Origin of the sequence: Rhodanobacter aciditrophus, from assembly GCF_050026795.1 — a bacterium.
Lineage (GTDB): Bacteria > Pseudomonadota > Gammaproteobacteria > Xanthomonadales > Rhodanobacteraceae > Rhodanobacter_A.
This window is the reverse complement of sequence record NZ_JALBWP010000006.1, coordinates 77,237-97,385: the sequence shown is the minus strand read 5'-3', so window position 1 is coordinate 97,385 and position 20,149 is coordinate 77,237. Positions and strand designations below refer to the sequence as shown.

Genomic DNA, 20,149 nt, shown 5'->3' with positions numbered 1-20,149 from the left:
CGCCACCGTCGCGGGGCGTCGTGGCCATGATGAAGACGCCGTTTCGGTCAATGAGCGTTGCACAGGGGATTGCTCGAAACAGGAACCCGCATGAACGACATCCATGATGGCCGAGCCGCGGAACCGCACACCGATTCCGCGCTTGCGCTGGGCGAAATCCAGAAGGAGAAATGGCTGGCCGGCCAGTACGGCGACGGTGCCATGCTGGCGCTCGCCCATCTCACGGTGGTGCGGCTGGACGGCCCGCTGCACGCCGCGGCGCTGGAGCAGGCCGCCGCCCTGCTGTGGCGGCGGCACGCCACCCTGCGCATCGGGCTGTCCGCCGATGGGCGCATGCAGCACGTGTACGACCGCTTGCCACTGCCGTGGGCGCGGCACGATTTCTCGTCCGACGGCGAAGCCGCGGAGGCGCGCCTCGCTGCCCACATCCAGGTGCGTCTGCACACGCCGTTCGACCCGGCCCGGCCGCCGCTGCTGCAGCTGGCGCTGGTGCGGCTGGGCGAGGAGCGGCATGCGCTGCTGCTGCACGCGCACGAGCTGGTGCTCGATCGCCGTGCGACCGGCCGGCTGCTGGCGGAACTCGCGCATGGTTATGGCGCGCTCGTCGCGGGCCGGCAGCCGGCGGCGCCGCCGGCGCCGCTGCCGCCGTCCGACGACGAGGCGCCTGCGGCATCGCTCGCGTGGTGGCGCGCACGCTACGCCAGCCTGCCCGATCCGCTGGCCCTGCCCGCCGACCGGCCCGCGCCGCCGCGGCCGCAGTTCGACGCCGCCGGCGCACGGCGCGAGCTGCCGGCACACACCGTCGCCGGCCTGCGCCGGCTGGCGCAACGCTGCGGCCTGACGTTGCACGAAGTGCTGCTGGGCGGCTACGCGGCCTTCCTCATACGCATGAGCGGACAGCGCGACTTCGCCGTCGGCGCGCCGGTCGGCATGCATGGCGGCCCGCTGCACGTCCTGCCGCTGCGCCTGGACATCGAGCCGGCGCAGGACGTGGCCGCGCTGCTCGCCCGGGTGGCCGGCGCATTGCGCGACGCCAAGACGCACGGCGACGTCACGGTGATGGGCCTGCTGCGCGCGCTCGACCTGCACCGCCGTGGCGCGGAGGCGGCCCTCACCGGCGTCTCGTTCGAGTTCGACCCCGGCTTGCCGGAGTTTGCCTTCGCCGGCCTGCGCCACCGCGTGCTCGACGGCGGATGCGTCGCGCTGCTGGGCGAGCTGCAGGCCCGCGTGGCGCCGGCAGGCGACGCCCTGACCATCGAGTTCCACGGCGCGGCGACGCGCTTCGACGACGCCACGCTGCAGCGCTGGCTGGGCCACTACGCCACCCTGCTGGAGGCGCTCGCCGAGGCGCGCGATCCGGCGACGCTGCCGGTCGCTGCGCTGCCCCTGCTGGACGCCGCCGGGCGCGCCCAGGTGCTGCACGCGTGGAACGACACCGCCCGCGACTACGACCGCGACCTGGCGCTGCCCGCGCTGATCGCCGCCCAGGCGCGACGCTCGCCGCTGCGCACCGCCGTCGAATGCGCCGGCGAGGCGCTGGACTACGCCGCGCTTGAACAACGCACGCGCGCGCTGGCGCTGGCGCTGGGGCGCCGCGGCATCGGCCGGGGCAACCTGGTCGGCGTGTACGTGCCGCGCAGCCTGGACATGCTGGTCGCGGTGCTGGGCATCCTGAAGAGCGGCGCCGCCTACGTGCCGCTGGACCCGGAATTCCCGCAGGAGCGGCTCGGCTACATGGCGGGGCACGCCGGCCTGCGCCACCTGCTGGTCGCGCCCGCGCTGCCTCCGCCGCCGGCGTTGGCCGCGGGGCGCGAATGCCTCGCGGTGGGCGCGCTGGCCGCCGAGGCGGCGGACGATGCGCCGCTGCCCGCCGTGCGTGGCGACGATCTCGCCTATGTGCTGTTCACCTCCGGCTCCACCGGCCAGCCCAAGGGCGTGCGCATCCTGCACCGCAACCTGGTCAACTTCCTGGAGAGCATGCGCGAACGGCCGGGCTACGGCGCCGACGACACGCTGTGCGTGGTCACCACGCTGTCGTTCGACATCGCCGGCCTGGAGCTGTACCTGCCGCTGGTCAGCGGCGGGCGCATGGTGATCGCCACCGCCGCCGAACACGGCGATCCGCCGGCACTGTACGAGCTGATGGCGCGCAGCGGCTGCACGGTATTCCAGACCACGCCCTCGCTGCTACGCCTGTTGCAGGGCATCGGCCGCGAAGACGTGGTGCGCAGGCTGCGCCTGTTCGTGGGCGGCGAGGCGATGCCGCTGGCGCTGGCGCGCTCGCTGGCGGGGAACTGCCGCGAGCTGTGGAATCTCTACGGCCCCACCGAAACCACGATCTGGTCCTCGGTGGCGCGCATCGAGCCGGGCATGGAGCCGGTTCCGCTGGGCAAGCCGATCGCCAACACGCGCATCTACGTGCTGGACGAGCGCGGCCAGCCGGTGCCGCCGGGCGTGCTCGGCGAGCTGTGGATCGCCGGCGACGGCGTGGCCGACGGCTACCTCAACCGCCCCGACCTCACGGCCGAGCGCTTCGTGGACGATCCGTTCGCGGGCGGCCGCATGTACCGCACCGGCGACCGCGGCTGCTGGCGCGACGGCCAGCTGTATTTCGGCGGGCGCGCCGACGACCAGATCAAGATCCGCGGCTACCGCATCGAGCCCGGCGACATCGAGGCCGCTGCCGCCGCCGAACCCGGCGTGCGCGAGTGCGTCGCCGTGGCGCAGGCCTTCGGCGACAACGACCTGCGCCTGGTGCTGTACGTGGCGGCCGCCGCGGACGACGGGCTGGCGGAACGCCTGCGTGCGCGCCTGCAGCGGCAGTTGCCCGCCTACATGCAGCCGCAGCGCATCGAGCGGCTGCAGGCCCTGCCCAAGACGCCGAACGGCAAGATCGACCGCAAGGCCCTGCCGAAGCCGTCCGCGGCCGCGCCGCGCGGCGGGCGGGCGCCGGCAGGCGAGCTGGCCGATCCGCGCCAGGCCCACCTCGCGGCGATCTGGCGCGAGCTGATCGGCGTGGAGCACGTGGACGCCAACGACAACTTCTTCGACGTGGGCGGCCACTCGCTGCTGGCGGCGGAATTCGTGGCACGCGTGCAGCGGGAAACCGCGGTGCGGCTGCACCTGCTCGACGTGGCTTCCGGCACGCTGGCGACGCTGGCCAGCGAGCTGCCGGAACGGCCCGCGGACGCCGCGGCGGACTCGCTGCTGCAGCGCCTGCGCCGGCGCCTGGGGTGGGTCCGATGACGCGCGCGGCGAACGACGCGGGGATGCGGCCATGACGGACCTGGCCGTGCTGGTCTTCGCCCTCTCGGCGCTGGGCCTCGCCCACGTCTTCGTGGGCTACCCGCTGTGGATGCTGGCGCTGGCGCGCTGGCGGCCGCGGCCGCTGCAGCCGCGCGCATGGAAGCCGCGCGTCACCGCGGTGCTCGCCGTGCACGACGGCGCCCAGCACGTGCGCGCCAAGCTGGAGAACCTGCTCGCGCTGGACTATCCGCCCGCGCTGCTCGACATCGTGGTGGCCTGCGACGGCTGCCGCGACGACAGCGCCACGCGCTGCCGGCAGCTCGGCGACGCGCGCGTGCGCGTGCTGGAGTTCGCCACGCGCCGCGGCAAGGCCGCCTGCCTCAACGACGCGGTGGCGCAGGCACGTGGCGAGGTGCTGCTGATGACCGACGTGCGCCAGCGGCTGGAACCGGACGCGCTGCGCCGGCTGGTCGCCGTGCTGGGCGATCCGCACGTGGGCGCGGTCAGCGGGCAGCTGCGCCTGTTCGACGCGCAGACCGGCTTCGCCCGCGGCATCGACGCGTACTGGCGCTACGAGACGCTGCTCCGCGCCAGCGAGAGCCGCTCCGGCTCGGCGATCGGCGTCAGCGGCGCGCTCTACGCGGTGCGCCGCTCGCTGTTCCGGCCGCTGCCGCCCGGCACCGTGCTGGACGACGTGCTGGTGCCGATGCAGGTGGCCGCGGCCGGCTGGCGCGTGGCGTACGAACCGGCGGCGGTGGCCTGGGACGGCAGCTCGCAGCAGCCGCGCGAGGAGCAGCGCCGCAAGATCCGCACGCTGGCCGGCAACTACCAGCTGGTGCAGCTGGCGCCGTGGCTGCTGCTGCCCTGGCGCAATCCGCTGTGGTTCCGCTTCGTCAGCCACAAGCTGCTGCGCCTGCTGGCGCCGTGGCTGCTGCTGGCGCTGGCGCTGTCGGCCGCGGCGCTGGCGCCGCGTCATGCGCTGTTCGCGCTGACCGCGCTGGGCCTGCTCGCGGTGGTGGCCGCGGTGGTGGCCGGCCGCCTGCTGCCGGCGCTGGGCGCGCGCCTGCCGATCCGGCTGCTGACGGCGTTCTGCTATCTCAACCTGTTCGCCGCGCAGGCGCTGCTGGCGTTCGCACGCAACCGGAGGCTGCACCTGTGGTGATCGACTGGAGTGGCCGGGCCCGGCCGGCGACATGCAACGGTGCACGCGCGGACGCGCGGCGGAGGGAGTGCGCATGTTCCTGCTGATCCTGGTCTACCTCGGCTTCGCGATCGTCCGACCGCAGGACTTCCTGCCGGGCATGGCGGGGGTACCGGTGATGTCGGTCACCCTGCTGCTGGCCTTCGTCGGCTGGTTGCTGCGCGGCGCACGCACGCCCGGCGCACCGCAGTTCCTGCTGCTGCCGGTGTTCGTGCTGATCGCGATGGTGTCGCTGGCGGTCAACGGCTGGGTCGGCGGCGCGGAGTTCGTGGTGGAACAGCTGGGGCCGTCGCTGATCGTGTTCTTCGTGCTGGCGAGCGCCCTCGACAGCACGCGCCGCACCGCCGCCACCTTCGCGGTGATCGGGCTGTGCGCGATGGTGCTCGCCGTGCACAGCGTGCAGCAGGCCACCCACGGCGTGGGCTGGACCGGCATGACCCTGGGCGAGGACGGGCGCATCCGCTACGTGGGCATCTTCAACGACCCCAACGACCTCGGCCTGCTGTTCGTGATGGCCCTGCCGATGCTGTTCTGCCTCGCCTCGCGCGCAGGCTTCCTCGGCCGCTGGTTCTGGCGCGCCGGCATCGTGCTGCTGCTCGCCGGCGTCTACCTGACCAAGTCGCGCGGCACCCAGCTGGCGGTGCTGATGATGGGCGCAGTCTGGCTGTGGCAGCGGCGCGGACTGCTCACCGCCGGCGCATTGAGTTGCGTCGGCCTGCTCGGGCTGATGCTGCTGCCGTCCACGCGCATGGACGATCTGGACCCGGACGAGGAATCCGCCTTCGGCCGCGTGGACGCGTGGTACGAGGGCTTCGACATGTTCAAGACGCACCCGTTGCTCGGCGTGGGCTTCGGCAACTTCACCGACTACAACGCGCTGACCGCGCACAACTCCTTCGTGCTGGTGCTGGCCGAGACGGGCTTCCTGGGCTTCGTGACCTGGCTGGCCTTCGTCGGCTACTGCTTCTGGATGATGTGGCGCCTGCTGCGTCTGCAGTCCGCGCTGGCGCTGGCATTGCGGGCCTCGGTGCGCGCGGTGGCGGCGATGCGCCCGCCGGCGCGGCTGGCGCTGGTGCCGGCGCTGCCCGCGGGCGCCGGCACCATCCTGCCGCAGCGCCGCCGGATCGCCGCGGCGCGCGTGCCGCTCGTCGCGGCGGGTGGCGCCGGTGCCGCGGCGGACCGCGAGGGCGCCGCGGCGGAGGGTCGCCGGACCCGCGCCGAACAGGCGCTGTCGCTGACCCTGTTCTGCGCGCTGTGCGGCTTCTTCACCGCTGCGTTCTTCCTCAGCCGCAGCTACAACATCATGCTCTACACGCTGGCCGCGATCGTGGTGGGCCACTACACCGGCATGCGCCTGCGGCACGACACGCTGCCGCGTTTCACCCTCTCGGCCAGCGGCTGGCGCTGGCTGCCGATCTCCCTGATGGCCGTGATCGCGCTCTACGTGCTGGTCGCCGTCCTGCTGCGCATGCCATGACCCCACGTTCGCTCACCCTGCGTAATACGCTGTTCTCCTCGCTGGGGATCTACGTCGAGTACTTCCTCGGCATGGTCTGCGCGGTGCTGATCGCGCGCCACCTGGGGCCGCGGCACTACGGCATCTACGGGTTGTTCATCTGGTTCGCGGCAATCGGCATCGTGGTGACGAACTCGGGCATCACCACCGGCGTGATCAAGTTCGTGGCGGAGCTGCGCGGCAGCCGGCAGCCGGAGCTGATCCGGCCGATGCTGGCCCACATGCGCAAGGTGCAGCGCTGGCACCTGCTGGTGGTGCTGGGCCTCGGCCTGTGCCTGTACCTGCTGCTCGGGCAGCGCTACGCCGCCGAGCTGGACGCACCGGAATTCGCGCTGCTCGCGGCCGCGGTGGGCATGCGCGCGCCGTACATGTTCAACGTGGCGATCGCCAAGGGCTTCGAGGCCTTCGACGCCACCGCCCGGATCACCCTGGTGGCGGCGCCGACCAACCTGGTGCTGGTGGTCACCGCGATGCTGCTGCACGGCGACATCCTGTGGTTCGTGGTGATGTATGCGATCTCCAGCGCGGTGTTCCTGCTCGCCTCGCAGTACCAGGTGCACCGGCTGCTGGCGCCGCTGCCGCGCCACGGCGGCCTGCCGCACGAACTGCTGCGGCGCGTGCGCCGGCACCTGAAGATCGTCTCGCTGACCATCATCGTGAGCTTCCTGATCGCCAGCGACGTGGAGATCCTGTTCCTCAACCTGTTCGCCAGCGCCACCGCCGCGGGCTACTTCAAGGTGGCCTACCAGCTGGCCAGCGGCATCATGCTGCTGGTGCCCGGCGTGTTCGGCGCGGTGCTTCTGCCGATGATGGCGAAGGCGCTGAGCGAGGGGCGTGCCGCCGGCGGGCGACGCTTCGTGGCGGTGACCTCGTACCTGGTCATGCTCAGCGCGCCGGTGGTGGTTTTCGGCGCCTGCTTCGCGACCGCGGTGATCGAGCTGCTGTACGGCGCCGCCTACGCCGCGGCGGCGCCGGTGTTCGCGCTGTGCATGCTGGCCAGCGCGCTGTACACCTCGACCCAGGGCGCGACCAGCCTGCTGGTGAGCGCCGACCGCCAGCACGTGATCCTGGCGCTCACCCTGCTGTTCGGCGTGTTCAAGATCGCCATGGACGTGACCCTGGTCCGGCATTTCGGGCTGCACGGCGCGATGGCGGCGATCGTCGTCGCCGCGCTGGTCAGCTCCTCGGCCTACCTGCTGCTCGGCATGCGCGTGGGCGGCTCGCCGCTGGAGTGGCGCCGGCTCGCGCGCATCGCGCTGGCCGCCGTGCTCGCCGGCGCGATTGCCTCGCTGGTGCTGCCGCTGCACCTGCCGCCGCTGGCGACGCTGCTGCTGGGCGGCCCGCTGCTGGTCGCGGCCTACCTGCCGCTGACGCTGTGGCTGCGCTGCTGGACGCACGCGGACATCGAACAGCTGCAGGGCCTGCACCGGCGTTTCGCGGCGGGGCGCCCGCTGCTGCTGGGGCGCCTGCTGGACTGGTCGGGTGCGCGCACGGGGCCGCAACCATGAGCGCCTACGAGCAGCTGTTTCGCCACGTGCTCTATCCGGCCTACGAAACGGGCCTGCGCCGGCGCCGCACCCTGGCCTGGCTCGCCGGCTACGAGCGCGACCAGTGGCTGGCGCCCGAGCAGATCCGCGCGTTGCAGCTGCAACGCCTGCAGGACCTGCTGCGGCACTGCGAGCAACACGTGCCCTGGTACCGCCGGCGCTGGCGCGAACTCGGCATCGCGGCAGCGGACATCCGCAGCCTCGACGACTACGCGCGCCTGCCGGTACTGGGCAAGGACGAGATCCGCGAACACTTCGACGAGTTCAAGGCCGACGGCTGGCACGACCATCTGCTGTACAAGGCCACCGGCGGCTCCACCGGCCAGCCGCTGCGCTTCGGCTACACCCGCGAGAGCAACGAGCGGCGCACCGCCGTGATGTGGCGCGGCTACGGCTGGGCCGGCGCGCGCATGGGCCGGCGCACGCTGTTCCTGTGGGGCGGCGCGGTGGGCGAGCCGCAGCGGCTGCACCAGCTGAAGGAACGGATGTACCACGCGGCGTTCGCGCGCCGCATGCTCAACAGCTTCCACATGACCGACGCCAACCTCGGCGAGTACGCCGATGCGATCGACGCCTACCGGCCGGAGGTGATCGTGGGCTACGTCGGCCCGCTGGTGCGCCTGGCGCAGTGGCTGCTGGAGAACCGGCGCACGGTGGCGCGGCCGGCGTCGGTGCTCGGCGCGGCCGAGGCGCTGCACGGGTTCCAGCGCGAGCTGATCGAACGCGCGTTCGGCTGCCCGGCCTACAACACCTACGGCTGCCGCGAGGTGATGCTGATCGCCTCCGAGTGCGAGCACCGCCACGGCCTGCACGTCAACGCCGACCACCTGGTGGTGGAGCTGCACGGCGCCGCGACGCCGGGCGACAGCGGCGAGGTGCTGCTCACCGACCTGTCCAACTACGGCATGCCGCTGCTGCGTTATGCCAACGGCGACATGGCCACCGCCGACACCGCGGCCTGCCCGTGCGGGCGCGGCCTGCCGCTGCTGGCGCACGTGGATGGCCGCAGGCTGGACGCCATCCGCACGCCGGACGGCCGTCTGCTGCCCGGCGAGTTCTTCCCGCACATGCTGAAGGACGTGCCGGGCCTGCGCCGCTTCCAGCTGGTGCAGCGCCGGCTCGACCGGCTCGACCTGGCGCTGGTCTGCGACGAGCGCTTCGACGACGCCTCGATGGCCTGGATCCGCCGCGAGGTGGCCAGGGTGGCCGGCGACCGCGTCGCGCTCGACTGCCGCATCGTCGACGACATCCCCCTGACGCCCAGCGGCAAGCTGCGCGTCACCGTATCCACCCTCGCCGCCCCGGCCGAATGAACGCATCGATGAACATCACCCACATCGTGGAAAACCTCAACCGCGGCGGGCTGGAGCGCGTGGTGCTCGACCTGGTCAAGCTGCAGCAGCAGCAGGGCCATCGCTGCCAGGTGGTGTGCGTGTTCGAGCGCGGCGCGCTGGCGCAGGAACTGGATGCCGCAAACATCCCCGTGCACGCCTGCGGCAAGCGCCGCGGGCTGGACCTCGGCGCGCTGTCGCGCGTGCGGCAGCTGATCCGCGCCCACCGCACCGAGGTGCTGCACAGCCACAACGCGGTGGCGCACTACCTGGCAGTGCTGGCCAGCCTCGGGCTGGGCGTGGGCAAGGTCATCAACACCCGCCACGGCATGGGCGGCATGCAGCGCTGGAATCGCGCCGAGATGCTCTATCGCGCCAGCCTCGCGTGCACCGATGCGGTGGCGATGGTGTGCGCGGCGGCGTGCGACGGCGCCCTCGAACATCGGCTGGTGCCGCGCCGCAAGCTGCGGGTGGTGCCGAACGGCCTGCGCGTGCAGGAGTTCGCCGTTGCCTCGCCGGCCGCCCGCGAGCGCCTGCGCCAGGCGCTCGGCCTGCCGCCAGAGGCGCGCGTGGTCGGCACGGTGGGGCGGCTCAACTGGGCGAAGGACCAGGTCAGCCTGATCCGCGCCTTCAGCCGCGTGCGCGCGGCGCTGCCGGACAGCGTGCTGGTACTGATCGGCGGGGGCACGCTGCGGCGCGAGCTGGAGGCCTGCGCGCGCGAGGAAGGCGTGGCCGGCGCGGTGCGCTTCCTCGGCGAGCGCGACGACGTGCGCGAGCTGCTGCAGGGGCTGGACGTGTTCGTGCTGTCCTCGGTGAGCGAGGGCTATTCGATGGCGCTGCTGGAAGCTTCCGCCACCGCGCTGCCGATCGTGGCCACCGACGTCGGCGGCAACCGCGAGATCGTGCGGCACGGCACCACCGGCGCCATCGTGCCGGCGCGCGACGTCGAGTCGCTGGCGCAGGCGATCCTCGGCCTGCTGCGCAACCCGGAACACGCCGCCCGCCTCGGCGCGGCCGCCCGCGCGATGATGGAAGCCGGCGGCTCGCTGGAGGCGATGGCGCTGCGCTACGCCGCGCTCTACGAGGCGGGGAGTCCGCGCGCATGAAGCTGCTGGTGCTGACCAACCTGTTTCCCACGCCCTGGGATCCGCTGCGCGGCGCGTTCAACCGCCAGCAGTTCGAGCGGCTGGGCCGGCGCCACGAGGTGCAGGTGCTCACCGCAGTCGATTTCCGCGAGCGCCTGCGCGGCCGATGCGGCGAGGTGCGGGTGCCGGGGCTGGCCACCGACCATTTCGTGTTCGTCTACCCGCCGCGGTTCGGCCGCGCGCTGCACGCGGCGTGCTGGCTGCTCTCGCTGCTGCTGCAGCGCGGCCGGCGGCTGCGCGCGGCCGGCTACGACGGCATCCTGGCCAGCTGGGCCTATCCCGATGCGGTGGCCGCCGGCTGGCTGGCGCGCCTGCTCGGCATTCCGTACGTGGTGAAGGTGCACGGCAGCGACCTCAACGTGCAGGCCACCCATGCCTTGCGCCGGCCGCAGATCGCCGCGGCCCTGCGCGGCGCCGCCGCGGTGGTGGCGGTGAGCCGCGCGCTGGCCGGCAAGGCCGTGGCGCTGGGCGCGGACCCGGCGCGCGTGCACGCGATCTACAACGGCGTCGACGGCCGGCGCTTCGCGCCCGGCGACCGGGCGGCGGCGCGGGCGCGGCTCGGCCTGGAGGACGGCGGCACGCTGCTGCTCTACGTCGGCAACCTCAAGGAGAGCAAGGGCTGCCTCGACCTGCTGGAGGCCTTCGCCGCGCTGGCCGCGACGCAACCGCAGGCGCGCCTGGCCTACGTGGGCGAAGGCGCGTGCCGCGCCGCGCTGGCCGCGCGCGCGCAGGTGCTCGGCGTGGCCACGCGCGTGCGGCTCGCGGGCGCGATGCCGCACGAGGCGCTGCCCGACTGGTTCCGCGCCGCCGACCTGCTGTGCCTGCCCAGCCACAACGAGGGCGTGCCCAACGTGGTGCTGGAGGCGATGGCCTGCGGCACGCCGGTGGTGGCGACGCGGGTGGGCGGCATTCCCGAGGTGGTGCCCGCCTACGCCGGCCGGCTGGTGCCGCCGGGCGACCGCGACGCGCTGGCCGACGCGCTGGTGAAGGCGACGGCGCAGGCCTGGGACCACGCCGCGATCGCGGAGCACGCGCGCGGCTTCAACTGGGACACCAACATCGACCGCCTCGACGCCATCCTGCGACAGACGCTCCGTGCCGGCGTCGCGGCGGAGGTGCCGCGATGAGGATCAGGCCCACGCGGCAGCAACTGCTGGGCCTGCTGCCCGCACGCCTGGTGCTGGTGCACGGCCCGCGCGAGCCGGGCGCGCTCTATCTCAGCTTCGACGACGGTCCGCATCCGCTGCACACGCCCCGGCTGCTGGACCTGCTGGCCCGGCACGGCGCGCGGGCCAGCTTCTTCCTGGTCGGCCAACGGATCGAGCAGCATCCCGCGCTGGTCGAGCGCATCGTGGCGGAGGGCCATGCCCTGGGCAATCACTCGTACAGCCACCGGCAGTTCCACCGGCTCGGCCTGCGCGCGCAGCTGGACGAGGTGGAGCGCACCGACCGGCTGCTGCAGGATTTCGACCGCGCCGGCGCGCACCGCTTCCGGCCGCCGCGCGGCGACGTGTCGCTGCCGCTGCTGCTGGCCTTCGCCCGGCGCGGCCGCAGCCTTGCCTACTGGTCCTACGACAGTCTGGACTACCAGCAGCGCCCGGCCGCGGAGCTGGCCGCGCGATTGCAGCGGCAGCCGCCGGCGGACGGCGAGGTGGTGCTGATGCACGACGACAGCGATTGCGCCGCGCAGATCCTCGCGCGCCTGCTGCCCGCGTGGCGCGACGAGGGCCGCCGGCTGCATGCCCTGCCGGCGGCGCGCGCATGAGGATCCTCTACCACCACCGCACGCGCGGACGCGATGTCGAGGGCGTGCACATCCGCGGCGTGGTCGGCGCACTGCGCGCGCTGGGCCACGAGGTCAGGGTGATGTCGTTCCCCGGCGCGGACCCGGAACAGGAGCCGGTTGCCGGCGCCGCGCGGCCGCAGGGGCGCAGCCGTCTCGGCGCGGCCGTCTCGCGCATGCCTGGCGTGCTGTTCGAGGTGCTGGAACTGGGCTACAACCTGGTCGTGCTGGCGCGCATGCGGCGCGCGTTCGCGCGGTTCCGGCCGCAGCTGGTCTACGAGCGCTACTCGCTGTTCCTGTGCGCCACCGTGTGGCTGGCGCGACGGCGCGGCATCCCGGTGATCCTGGAGATCAACGATTCGGCGCTGGTCGAGCGGGTGCGCCCGCTCTGGCTGAAATCGCTGGCGCGGCGCATGGAGCGCTGGTGCCTGCGCCGGGCGACCGGGCTGGTGTTCATCTCCAGCTGGTTCCGGCAGCAGGCCGAGGCCGCCTACGGCGACCTCGCCCCGTCGGTGGTCTCGCCCAATGCCGCCGACCTCGCCCGCTTCGATCCGGCGCGGCATGACCGCGAACGGCTGCGCGCGGAGCGCGGCGTGGCGGGACGCGTGGTATGCGGCTACGTCGGCGCCTTCGTGCATTGGCACGGCGTCAACGGTTTCGTCGAGGCGGTCGCCGCGCGGCTGGCCGAGGCGCCCGAGCTGGTGCTGGTGCTGGTGGGCGATGGCCGCAGCCTGCCCGAGGTGCGCGCGCTGGTGCAGGCACGCGGCCTGGCCGACCGCATCCTGCTGCCCGGCCGCGTGCCGCACCAGGAGATTCCCGCCTGGATCGCCTGCATGGACTACGCCGTGCTGCCCGACTCCAACCATTACGGTTCGCCGGTGAAGCTGTTCGAGTTCATGGCGATGGGCGTGGCGATGGTCGCGCCCGACTACGCGCCGGTCGCCGAAGTGGTCAGCGACGGCGAGACCGGCTGGCTGTTCCCGCGGCGCCAGCCGCAGGCCTGCGTGCAGCGCGTGCTGGAGCTGGCCGCGCGGCCCGGCGAACGCCGACGCGTGGGCGCGGCCGCGCGCGAGTACATCGTGCGCGAACGGCAGTGGCGCAACAACGCCGAGCAGCTGCTCGGCCTGCTGCCGGAGGCGCGGCGATGATCGCCGTGCTCGCCGCCCTTGCCATGCTCGCGCTGCTCGCCGTGGCGGCGGCGCTGGCGATCCGCTCGCGCAACATGCAGACCTGGCTGGGCAGCTACCTGCGCCGCCGGCCGCCGCGGCGCCCGGCGCACGGGCCGGTGCACGTGATGTTCTGCTTCGTCGACCATTTCGAGCCGAACTGGGGCCGCGTCGACCTGGCCACCCAGCGCGCCCGCGTCGACCGCTGGTGCCGTGACTACCGCGCACTGGCCGGCCGCCACCGCGACGCCGACGGCCGCCCGCCGCAGCACAGCTTCTTCTACCCCGAGGAGGAATACGTCGAGGAACACCTGGACAAGCTCGCCGCGCTCTGCGCCGACGGCTACGGCGAGATCGAGATCCACCTGCACCATGACAACGACACGGCGGCGAACTTCACCGCCACCATCGACCGCTTCAACCGGCTGCTGCACGAGCGCCACGGCGCGCTGCCGCGCGATCCCGCCACGGGCCAGCTGCGCTTCGGCTTCATCCACGGCAACTGGTGCCTGGACAACTCGCGCGCCGACGGGCGCTGGTGCGGGCTCAACAACGAGCTGATCCTGCTGCGCGAGCTGGGCTGCTACGCCGACTTCACCCTGCCCTCCGCGCCCAGCGACACGCAGACGCGCATGGTCAACAGCATCTACTACGCCACCGACGATCCCGCGCGGCCGAAGTCGCACGACACCGGCGTGCCGGTGCGCGTGGGCGGCGCACCGAGCGGCGACCTGATGATCGTGCAGGGGCCGCTGGGCCTGAACTGGCGCGAACGGCGCCTGGGCCTACTGCCGCGCATCGAGAACGCCGACGTGCGCCGCGGCTGTCCACCCACGCCGGCGCGTGTGGACCACTGGGTGCGCACCGGCATCCACGTCGAGGGCCGGCCCGAGTGGATTTTCGTCAAGGTGCACACGCACGGCACCCAGGAGCGCGACATGGACACGCTGCTGGGCGAGGCGGCCGAGCGCATGCATACGCACCTGGAGCGCAGGTACAACGACGGCACGCGCCACGTGCTGCACTACGTCACCGCACGCGAGATGTACAACATCATCAAGGCCGCCGAGGCCGGCAAGACCGGCAACCCCGACGACTGGCGCGATTTCTCGCTGCCGCCGCCACCGCACCGGCGGTGCGCCGGATCGACGGCAGCCGCGCGCGAGGCGGCGGGCTGACTCAGCCCGCCGGCGCCGGCGGGAAGTGTTCCAGCAGCCAGGCCTCGACGTGGCCGAACAGGCGCTCGCGGTCGCACAGCAGGGTGTAGGTGTGGTCGGTGCCGTCGAGCAGGTCCATGCGCAGCGCCGGGTGCCCGGCCACGCCGCGGCCGTAGCACTCGCGGAACTGGCGCGGATGGTTGAACTGCTCGCCGATGCCGCCGCTGTAGACGAAATAGAGCATCAGCCCGCGCGCCAGCATGGCGGCGAGCTCGCCGCGCACCTGGGCCCGCGGCGGATAGACGCTGCCGAAGACGACCTCCTCGGGAGCCACCGCCTGGCGCAGCTTGCGCGCGAAGAAGCTCCGCCAGCGCGCGGGACTGAGCATGCGCGGCAGGTAGTGGCGCAGCTTGAAGCCGGCGGTGCGGTAGATGTAGCCGTCGAGGAAGACCGCGCCGGCCACCCCCGCCTCGCTGCAGGCGATGTGCGCGTTCTGCGCGCCGCGGCACAGGCCGATCAGCACGAAGCGCGTGCAGCCGGCCTGGCCGGCGAGCAGTGCGGCGGCGTCGCGCACGTCGGCGCGGATCTGCTGCTCGCGCGAGCCGGCTTCCGCACTGGCCCCGCTGTCGCCCATGGTGGACAGGTCGAAGCGCAGGGTGGGATAGCCACGTGCGTTGAGCCGGCGGGTCAGGTCCACGTGCAGACGGAACGGACCGACGCGATGCATCAAGCCGGTGTTGAGCACGATCACGCCGACCGTGCCGGACGTGGCAGGCGGCAGCCCCACCATGCCCACCAGGTGCCGGGCGCGACCGAAGCGGAAGGCACGCTCGGCCATCATGCGGCCTGCTCCACGGCCTCGCCCACCACGCGCAGCAGGTCGGGGGCGAGGATGGCGTGCTCCAGCCGGTTCAGGTCGCCCCAATGCGTGACCGAAGGCATGGCGAGCACACGCGCACCGGCCTCGGCCAGCGGCGACCAGTCGCCTGCCGCCGGCGCGGCGCGCGAATCCAGGATCAGCGTCGGCGCGCGCGCCGGCGCTGCGCGCCAGCCCGCCACCTGCGCACGCCAGTGCGGACTGACCGGGAAGCCCAGCCACTGCCCGGCCGCATCCTCCGCGCTGCGCGGCCGGGCGTAGTGCAGCGGATCGGTGCGCAGCGCTTCCTGCCAGGCGTCGAGTTCGGCCACGTGGCGCGCGCCGTCCAGCACCGGGTCCCACAGGATCAGCTGTGCGAAGCCGGTCGCGGACGCCGCCGCCAGCACAAGGCTGCCGCCCAGCTGCGCGCCGAAGCCGATCACCGTCGCGCAGCCGCTGCGCACGCGCAGCTCGGCCGCCGCGCTGCGGACGTCGTCAAGACACTGTTGCCAGTCCAGCGCCAGGCTGTCGCCGGCGGAATCGCCGGTACCGCGGTAGTCGAAACGCAGCACGCCGATGCCGCGCGCAGCCAGGCCCCCGGCCAACTGGCGGTAGACGCGATGGGTGCGCAGCAGCGCCTGACCCAGAGGCGGGCACAGCAGCATGCCTACCGGCGCATGGCCGGCCACGCCGTGGTACATGCCCATCAGCGCTCCATCGTGGCCGAACTGGCAGGGCTCCGGTGCCGGTGTCATCGCTGGTAGACGACCCCCAGATAGACTTCCTTCGCGTGATAGCCCGCGTCGGGAGCGGTGCTCGTGCGGCGGCGGTCGACCAGCGACACGCGCCAGCTCCAGTGGCTGTTGATGAGCTGGCGCAGCGCGACGCCGACGTTGCGCGTGGTGTCGCGGCGCGCCAGCGTCGTGTAGCTCTCCCGTTCGTAGTTGGCGAACGCCGACAGCGTCAGCCGCGGGTTGAGACGGTAATCCGCGCCGGCGTCGCCGCCGCGTCCGGTCTCGTCCGGCTGGGTGCCTTCCACGTAATGCAGCTTGCGATACCACGGCGACACGCTGAGGGTGAAGCGCTCGCCGCTGTAGCTGTAGTGGGCGTCGAGGCGCCGCTCGAGGTAGATCCCGCTGCCGATCACCGCACCGCCGGTCTGGATGCTCAGCGGGGCGGAAACCGGCTCGCCGGCTTCCACCGGTCCGGCCAGGTTGATCAGGTCCTGCGCGGCGTCCGAATAGCCGCGCGCGAACGAGACCCCGAACGCGTTGCGGGTGCTCGCGTGCCAGAGGACGCTGGCGCGCACCAGCGGATCGGAGGACGAACCCATGCCGCCACCCAGGTGGATCCGCGACCAGCCCGCGGCCATGTCGAGATCCAGGTGCGCGAGCTTGCGCACGAAACGGACGAACGCCTCGTCGCGGCGGTAGTCCACCTCGCCGCTGTTGTCGAAATTGACCTTCTGCGTTTCCAGGTTGAGCGAGAGCTGGCCGGTCGGCGAGACGTCGCGGATCAGCCGCAACGCGGCCTCGCCGCGCGAGGAGTTGAAGTCGGTGGTGCGCGAGGCGCGGCTGTTGATGTAGTGCAGCTCCGCCTGCCCGCGCAACGCGCTGCCCAGGTTGAAGTGCAGGGTCGGACCCACCGCGAGCACGTTGGTCTGCTGCTGGTTGCCCGGCGCGTCGCTCGACAGCGTGGAGATCGGCTGCACGCTGGCATAGTCCTGTGCGGTGAAATCCAGCCGCCCGGGCAGCACCGTCCAGTTCGCCAGGCCGGCCAGCTCGCCGAGCTTCTGGTTCGAGTAGGGGCCGCCCATGTAGTCGCGGTATTCCGCCGCGCCGGTCAGGTGGGTCTGCAGCGTGGCGCCCTGCTCGGTGTAATCGAAGCCGAAGCCGGGGATCAGCACCCACTGGCTGTCCGGCGCCGTGGCACTGAGGTTGATGTTGTCGCTGTGCTCGACGCCGCCGTAGAACGAGTAGTCGAGCTGGCCGGCGAGCGCCGGCGCAGCGGTGAATGCAAGCGCCAGCGCAATGGCGCGGGCAAGCCGGGTGGATGGGAACATGGATGCCTCCTGCGATGGATGGCGCGGCGACGAAATCCACCCGTCGTCCTGCCCGGGTGGCCGCCCGCCGCGGCCTCAGGGCGCCTGGTTGAACACCACGCCGGCCAGTTTCTCCGGCTCGAAATGGGCGACCGCCTGGCTGATCGCGGCAGGCGTGTCGCGACCGTAGCCGGCCACCACCACCACGAAGTCGGCGAGATCGGAAAGGATGCGCGCGTCCGGCGAGCCCTTGATGGTGGGGCCGTCCAGGAACAGGTAGCGGTCCGGGTAGCGGTGGCGCATCGAGTCGAGCAGCGCGTGCATCCGGAACGAGGAGAAGTGCTCGCCGCTGCCCTCGCGCACCTCGCCCACCGGGATCAGCCGCAGGCGCGGCACGCCGGTGGCGTAGATCCTCGACGCGATGCCCTGTGCGGGGTGCTCGAGGAAGTCGATCAGGCCGCCGTTGGCCGGATCGACGCCCAGCGCCCGGTGCTGCTCCGGGTAACGCAGGTTGCAGTCGATCAGCAGGCTGGTGCGGGCCTCGTCGAAGGCGAACGCGGCGGCCAGGTTGCGCGCCACGAAGCTGGCCCCCGAGCGCGGGCTGACCGCGACCACCAGGGTGATGAAATTGCCGGTGCCGCCCAGGCTGAGCAGGCGGGTGCGCAGTTCGCGGAAGGCGTCCGACTGCTGCCGCGACGAAGCCTCGCGATGGATCAGCCGGCGCTCTTCGAGCTGCCGCGGCGCCAGCGCGCGCGGCTCGGCCATCAGCGCGATGGAATGCTCGGAGGCCGGCTGCGGCAGGTGGTCGCCACCGTCCATCCGGGCTGGCCGCACGGTGGCGGAGATCGATTCTTCGGGCTTCATGCCGCCCCCTTGAGCTTCAGCACGAGCAGCGTGAGGTAGGACAGTGCCACCACCGCCAGGATCAGCGCCAGCGCGAGGTTGCGCAGCTGCATGCGGCGCCGGTCCTGCGGCGTGGCGTAGTAGGGCACGGTGACCAGCACGGGCAGGCCGGTGAGGCGTTCGAGCTGCTCGGCCGAACGCACCCGCGGATCGAAGCGGGCGATGCCGAACAGCAGGCCCAGCGGCAAGGCCAGACCGAGCGCGGTGCCGCCCACGGCGAAATGCATGAAGCGCAGGCCGGTAGGGATCAGCGGCATCATCGCCGGGTTCTGCACCACGAAGGTCAGGCCTTGCTGGGTGGCGTCCAGGTCCATCGACACGCGCGCGTTCTCGCGGCGCTTCAGCAGGTCCTGGTAGACGTCGCGGTTGACGTCGTAGTCGCGGGTCAGGTCGGCGGTGGCGTTCTCGGAGCCGGCGATGCGGCGGCTGCGGTCGAGTTCGGACTGCAGCATCGCCTCGCTGGCGCTCATCCGCGCAGCGGTCGCGGCGATCTGGCCGCGCAGGTCCGCCAGTCGGCTCTTCAGCTGCTGGTAGAGCGGATTGAACTGCACGCTGGCGTCCAGCGCCATCGACTTGCCGTCGGCCGGGTTCTGCCGGTGCTGTTCGGCCCGCGCGAGCTGCTGCTGCAGATCCTGCATCTGGTGGCGCACGCGCACCACGTCAGGGTAGTCATCGGTGTAGGTGAGCAGCAGCTTGTCCAGCTGCGCCTGCAGCTCGGCGAGCTGCGCGCGATAGACGCCCTCGGCCGTCTGCACCGCGGTGACCTCCGATTCGCCGGACAACTGCGCCACCAGCGACGCTTCCTGCGAACGCTTCTCCATCAGGTCCATGCGCGCGTTTTCCACCTGCGAGCGCAACTCGTTGATGCGCCCGGCGGTCGCGGCCTCGCTGCCCGGGCGCGCATCGGCATTGTTCTCGCGGTAGGCCTTGAGCTTGTCCTCGGCACTGGTGAGCTTGCGCTTGTAGGCCTCGACCTGGCTGTTGATGAAGTCGAAGGCGTCGCGGCTCTCGCGCTGCTTGGAGGCCAGGCTCTCGCTGATGAACAGCTGGCCGAACAGGCGGGTGACCTTGTAGGTGCGCACCGGATCGGAGTCGAAGTAGCTGATGGTCAGCAGGTTGTCGCGCGAGAACCTCACCACGGTACGCGACTTGATGCCGTTGGTGATGCGATCCAGCTCCACCGGGCTGGGATGGCTGGCCAGCCAGCCGCCCGCGGCGAGTACCTGGTCCAGCACCTTGTGGCTGAGGATCACTGCGCGCGCGATGTCGGCGCGGTTGGCGTTGGCGGTGGGCGTGGCCGCGCCCTTCATCAGCGGCGCGATGATGTTGCTCTCCTGCACCAGGATGGTGGTGGAGGCCTCGTATTTCTTCGGCCACAGCACGCCGACCACCAGGGCCGCCAGCGTGATCGCGGCGAAGATCAGCGCCAGCGCGATGCGCCGGCGACGCCCTTCCTCCAGCAGCACGGGCAGCAGGCTCTGCAGTGAAATCGCTTGTTCGTTCATGGCGCTCGCCTCTTCTCCCTGAGGCCCCCTCGGGCGTCTGCTTCAGAAGCTGCGCTGCGGCACCGTGATCACGTCACCGGGCTGCAGCGGATAGTTGGTGGCCAGGTCGCCGTCGTTGAGGATCTTGCCCAGGCGCACGGCATACGCCTGGCTGTCCCCCTTGCCGGCATGGCGGTAGAGCTCGGTGCGGTCGGGCGAGGCGAACTGGGTGACGCCGCCGGCAGCGAGCACCACGTCGAGCACGGTCATGCCTTGGCGGTAAGGCAGCGAGACGGGCGTGCGCACGGCGCCGGTGACGCGCACGCGGGCCAGGTACTCGTGGCTGCGCAGCTGGGTCAGGATCACCGCCACCTGCGGGTCGCGCACGTAGGCCTTGAGCTTGTCCTTGATCGTGGCGGCCACTTCCTCCGGCGTCTGCCCGCCGGCCTGCACGTCGCCGATCAGCGGCACGGTGATCTTGCCGTCCGGGCGCACCGGTACCGACACGCTGAGGTCGGGGTTGTGCCACACGGTGACCTGCACCTGGTCGTCCACGCCGATCCGGTAGGCGCTGACGGCCATGGCGTCGGTGTTGATGCTGGGCGGCCGGGTCGATGGAGATACCGAAGAGCAACCGGACAGTATAAGAGCGAAAACCAGTGCAACAAGCACAATCCAGCGCTTCATGGCGGTCCCTCCCCCTGAATTTGAGACTTCGACGTTAGCATAATGTAAATCCGGATATCGTAAATCGGTGTGAAGCCAGCGCCCGT

General features: G+C 72.2%; 16 protein-coding genes. 10 read left to right on the top strand and 6 right to left on the bottom strand.

Annotated elements, in window-relative coordinates; translation table 11 throughout:
* Positions 1–90 precede the first annotated feature (90 nt).
* The 10 genes from ACQGNW_RS00495 (at position 91) to ACQGNW_RS00450 (ending at position 14,113) form a co-directional block, all read left to right on the top strand.
* Positions 91–3,246: a non-ribosomal peptide synthetase gene (locus tag ACQGNW_RS00495; RefSeq protein WP_426661100.1), complete on the top strand. Its 3,156-nt coding sequence runs from the start codon at positions 91–93 to the stop codon at positions 3,244–3,246.
* A gap of 31 nt (positions 3,247–3,277) precedes the next feature.
* Positions 3,278–4,408 carry a glycosyltransferase family 2 protein gene (locus ACQGNW_RS00490; RefSeq protein WP_426661099.1) on the top strand — a complete coding sequence of 377 codons (1,131 nt, stop codon included), beginning with the start codon at positions 3,278–3,280 and terminating at the stop codon, positions 4,406–4,408.
* Between the two features lie 73 nt (positions 4,409–4,481).
* Complete coding sequence (locus ACQGNW_RS00485; RefSeq protein WP_426661098.1) at positions 4,482–5,924, top strand: O-antigen ligase family protein; 1,443 nt, start codon at positions 4,482–4,484, stop codon at positions 5,922–5,924.
* Positions 5,921–7,471 carry an oligosaccharide flippase family protein gene (locus ACQGNW_RS00480; RefSeq protein ID WP_426661097.1) on the top strand — a complete coding sequence of 517 codons (1,551 nt, stop codon included), beginning with the start codon at positions 5,921–5,923 and terminating at the stop codon, positions 7,469–7,471. Before ACQGNW_RS00485 ends, ACQGNW_RS00480 begins: the two co-directional genes overlap by 4 nt.
* Entirely contained in the window at positions 7,468–8,823 is a 1,356-nt protein-coding gene (locus ACQGNW_RS00475; RefSeq protein ID WP_426661096.1) for a phenylacetate--CoA ligase family protein, read from the top strand. The genes ACQGNW_RS00480 and ACQGNW_RS00475 overlap by 4 nt, the downstream gene beginning before the upstream one ends.
* A gap of 8 nt (positions 8,824–8,831) precedes the next feature.
* Positions 8,832–9,947 (top strand): glycosyltransferase, encoded by a 1,116-nt coding sequence (locus ACQGNW_RS00470; RefSeq protein ID WP_426661095.1) that lies wholly within the window; start codon positions 8,832–8,834, stop codon positions 9,945–9,947.
* Entirely contained in the window at positions 9,944–11,113 is a 1,170-nt protein-coding gene (locus tag ACQGNW_RS00465; RefSeq protein ID WP_426661094.1) for a glycosyltransferase, read from the top strand. The genes ACQGNW_RS00470 and ACQGNW_RS00465 overlap by 4 nt, the downstream gene beginning before the upstream one ends.
* Positions 11,110–11,751, top strand: coding sequence for a polysaccharide deacetylase family protein (locus ACQGNW_RS00460; RefSeq protein ID WP_426661093.1), 642 nt, complete (start codon positions 11,110–11,112; stop codon positions 11,749–11,751). Before ACQGNW_RS00465 ends, ACQGNW_RS00460 begins: the two co-directional genes overlap by 4 nt.
* Positions 11,748–12,917: a glycosyltransferase family 4 protein gene (locus ACQGNW_RS00455; RefSeq protein ID WP_426661092.1), complete on the top strand. Its 1,170-nt coding sequence runs from the start codon at positions 11,748–11,750 to the stop codon at positions 12,915–12,917. The genes ACQGNW_RS00460 and ACQGNW_RS00455 overlap by 4 nt, the downstream gene beginning before the upstream one ends.
* The gene (locus tag ACQGNW_RS00450; RefSeq protein WP_426661091.1) at positions 12,914–14,113 is read left to right on the top strand and encodes a hypothetical protein; all 1,200 of its coding nucleotides are present in this window, start codon (positions 12,914–12,916) and stop codon (positions 14,111–14,113) included. Before ACQGNW_RS00455 ends, ACQGNW_RS00450 begins: the two co-directional genes overlap by 4 nt.
* 1 nt (position 14,114) lies before the next feature.
* On the opposite strand, the gene ACQGNW_RS00445 is transcribed toward ACQGNW_RS00450, so the two are convergent.
* The 6 genes from ACQGNW_RS00445 to ACQGNW_RS00420 all read right to left on the bottom strand — a co-directional run bounded on the left by ACQGNW_RS00445 (position 14,115) and on the right by ACQGNW_RS00420 (position 19,958).
* Complete coding sequence (locus tag ACQGNW_RS00445) at positions 14,115–14,933, bottom strand: alpha/beta fold hydrolase (RefSeq protein WP_426661090.1); 819 nt, start codon at positions 14,931–14,933, stop codon at positions 14,115–14,117.
* On the bottom strand, positions 14,930–15,655 hold the full coding sequence (locus tag ACQGNW_RS00440; protein WP_426661089.1) for an alpha/beta fold hydrolase: 726 nt from the start codon (positions 15,653–15,655) through the stop codon (positions 14,930–14,932). The genes ACQGNW_RS00445 and ACQGNW_RS00440 overlap by 4 nt, the downstream gene beginning before the upstream one ends.
* Before the next feature lie 44 nt (positions 15,656–15,699).
* On the bottom strand, positions 15,700–17,010 hold the full coding sequence (locus tag ACQGNW_RS00435) for a surface lipoprotein assembly modifier (protein ID WP_426661088.1): 1,311 nt from the start codon (positions 17,008–17,010) through the stop codon (positions 15,700–15,702).
* Positions 17,011–17,085: 75 nt separating this feature from the next.
* The gene (locus ACQGNW_RS00430; protein WP_426661087.1) at positions 17,086–17,853 is read right to left on the bottom strand and encodes a P-loop NTPase family protein; all 768 of its coding nucleotides are present in this window, start codon (positions 17,851–17,853) and stop codon (positions 17,086–17,088) included.
* On the bottom strand, positions 17,850–19,397 hold the full coding sequence (locus ACQGNW_RS00425) for an XrtA system polysaccharide chain length determinant (protein WP_426661086.1): 1,548 nt from the start codon (positions 19,395–19,397) through the stop codon (positions 17,850–17,852). The genes ACQGNW_RS00430 and ACQGNW_RS00425 overlap by 4 nt, the downstream gene beginning before the upstream one ends.
* 42 nt (positions 19,398–19,439) lie before the next feature.
* Entirely contained in the window at positions 19,440–19,958 is a 519-nt protein-coding gene (locus ACQGNW_RS00420; RefSeq protein ID WP_426661085.1) for an XrtA/PEP-CTERM system exopolysaccharide export protein, read from the bottom strand.
* Between the last annotated feature and the right edge of the window lie 191 nt (positions 19,959–20,149).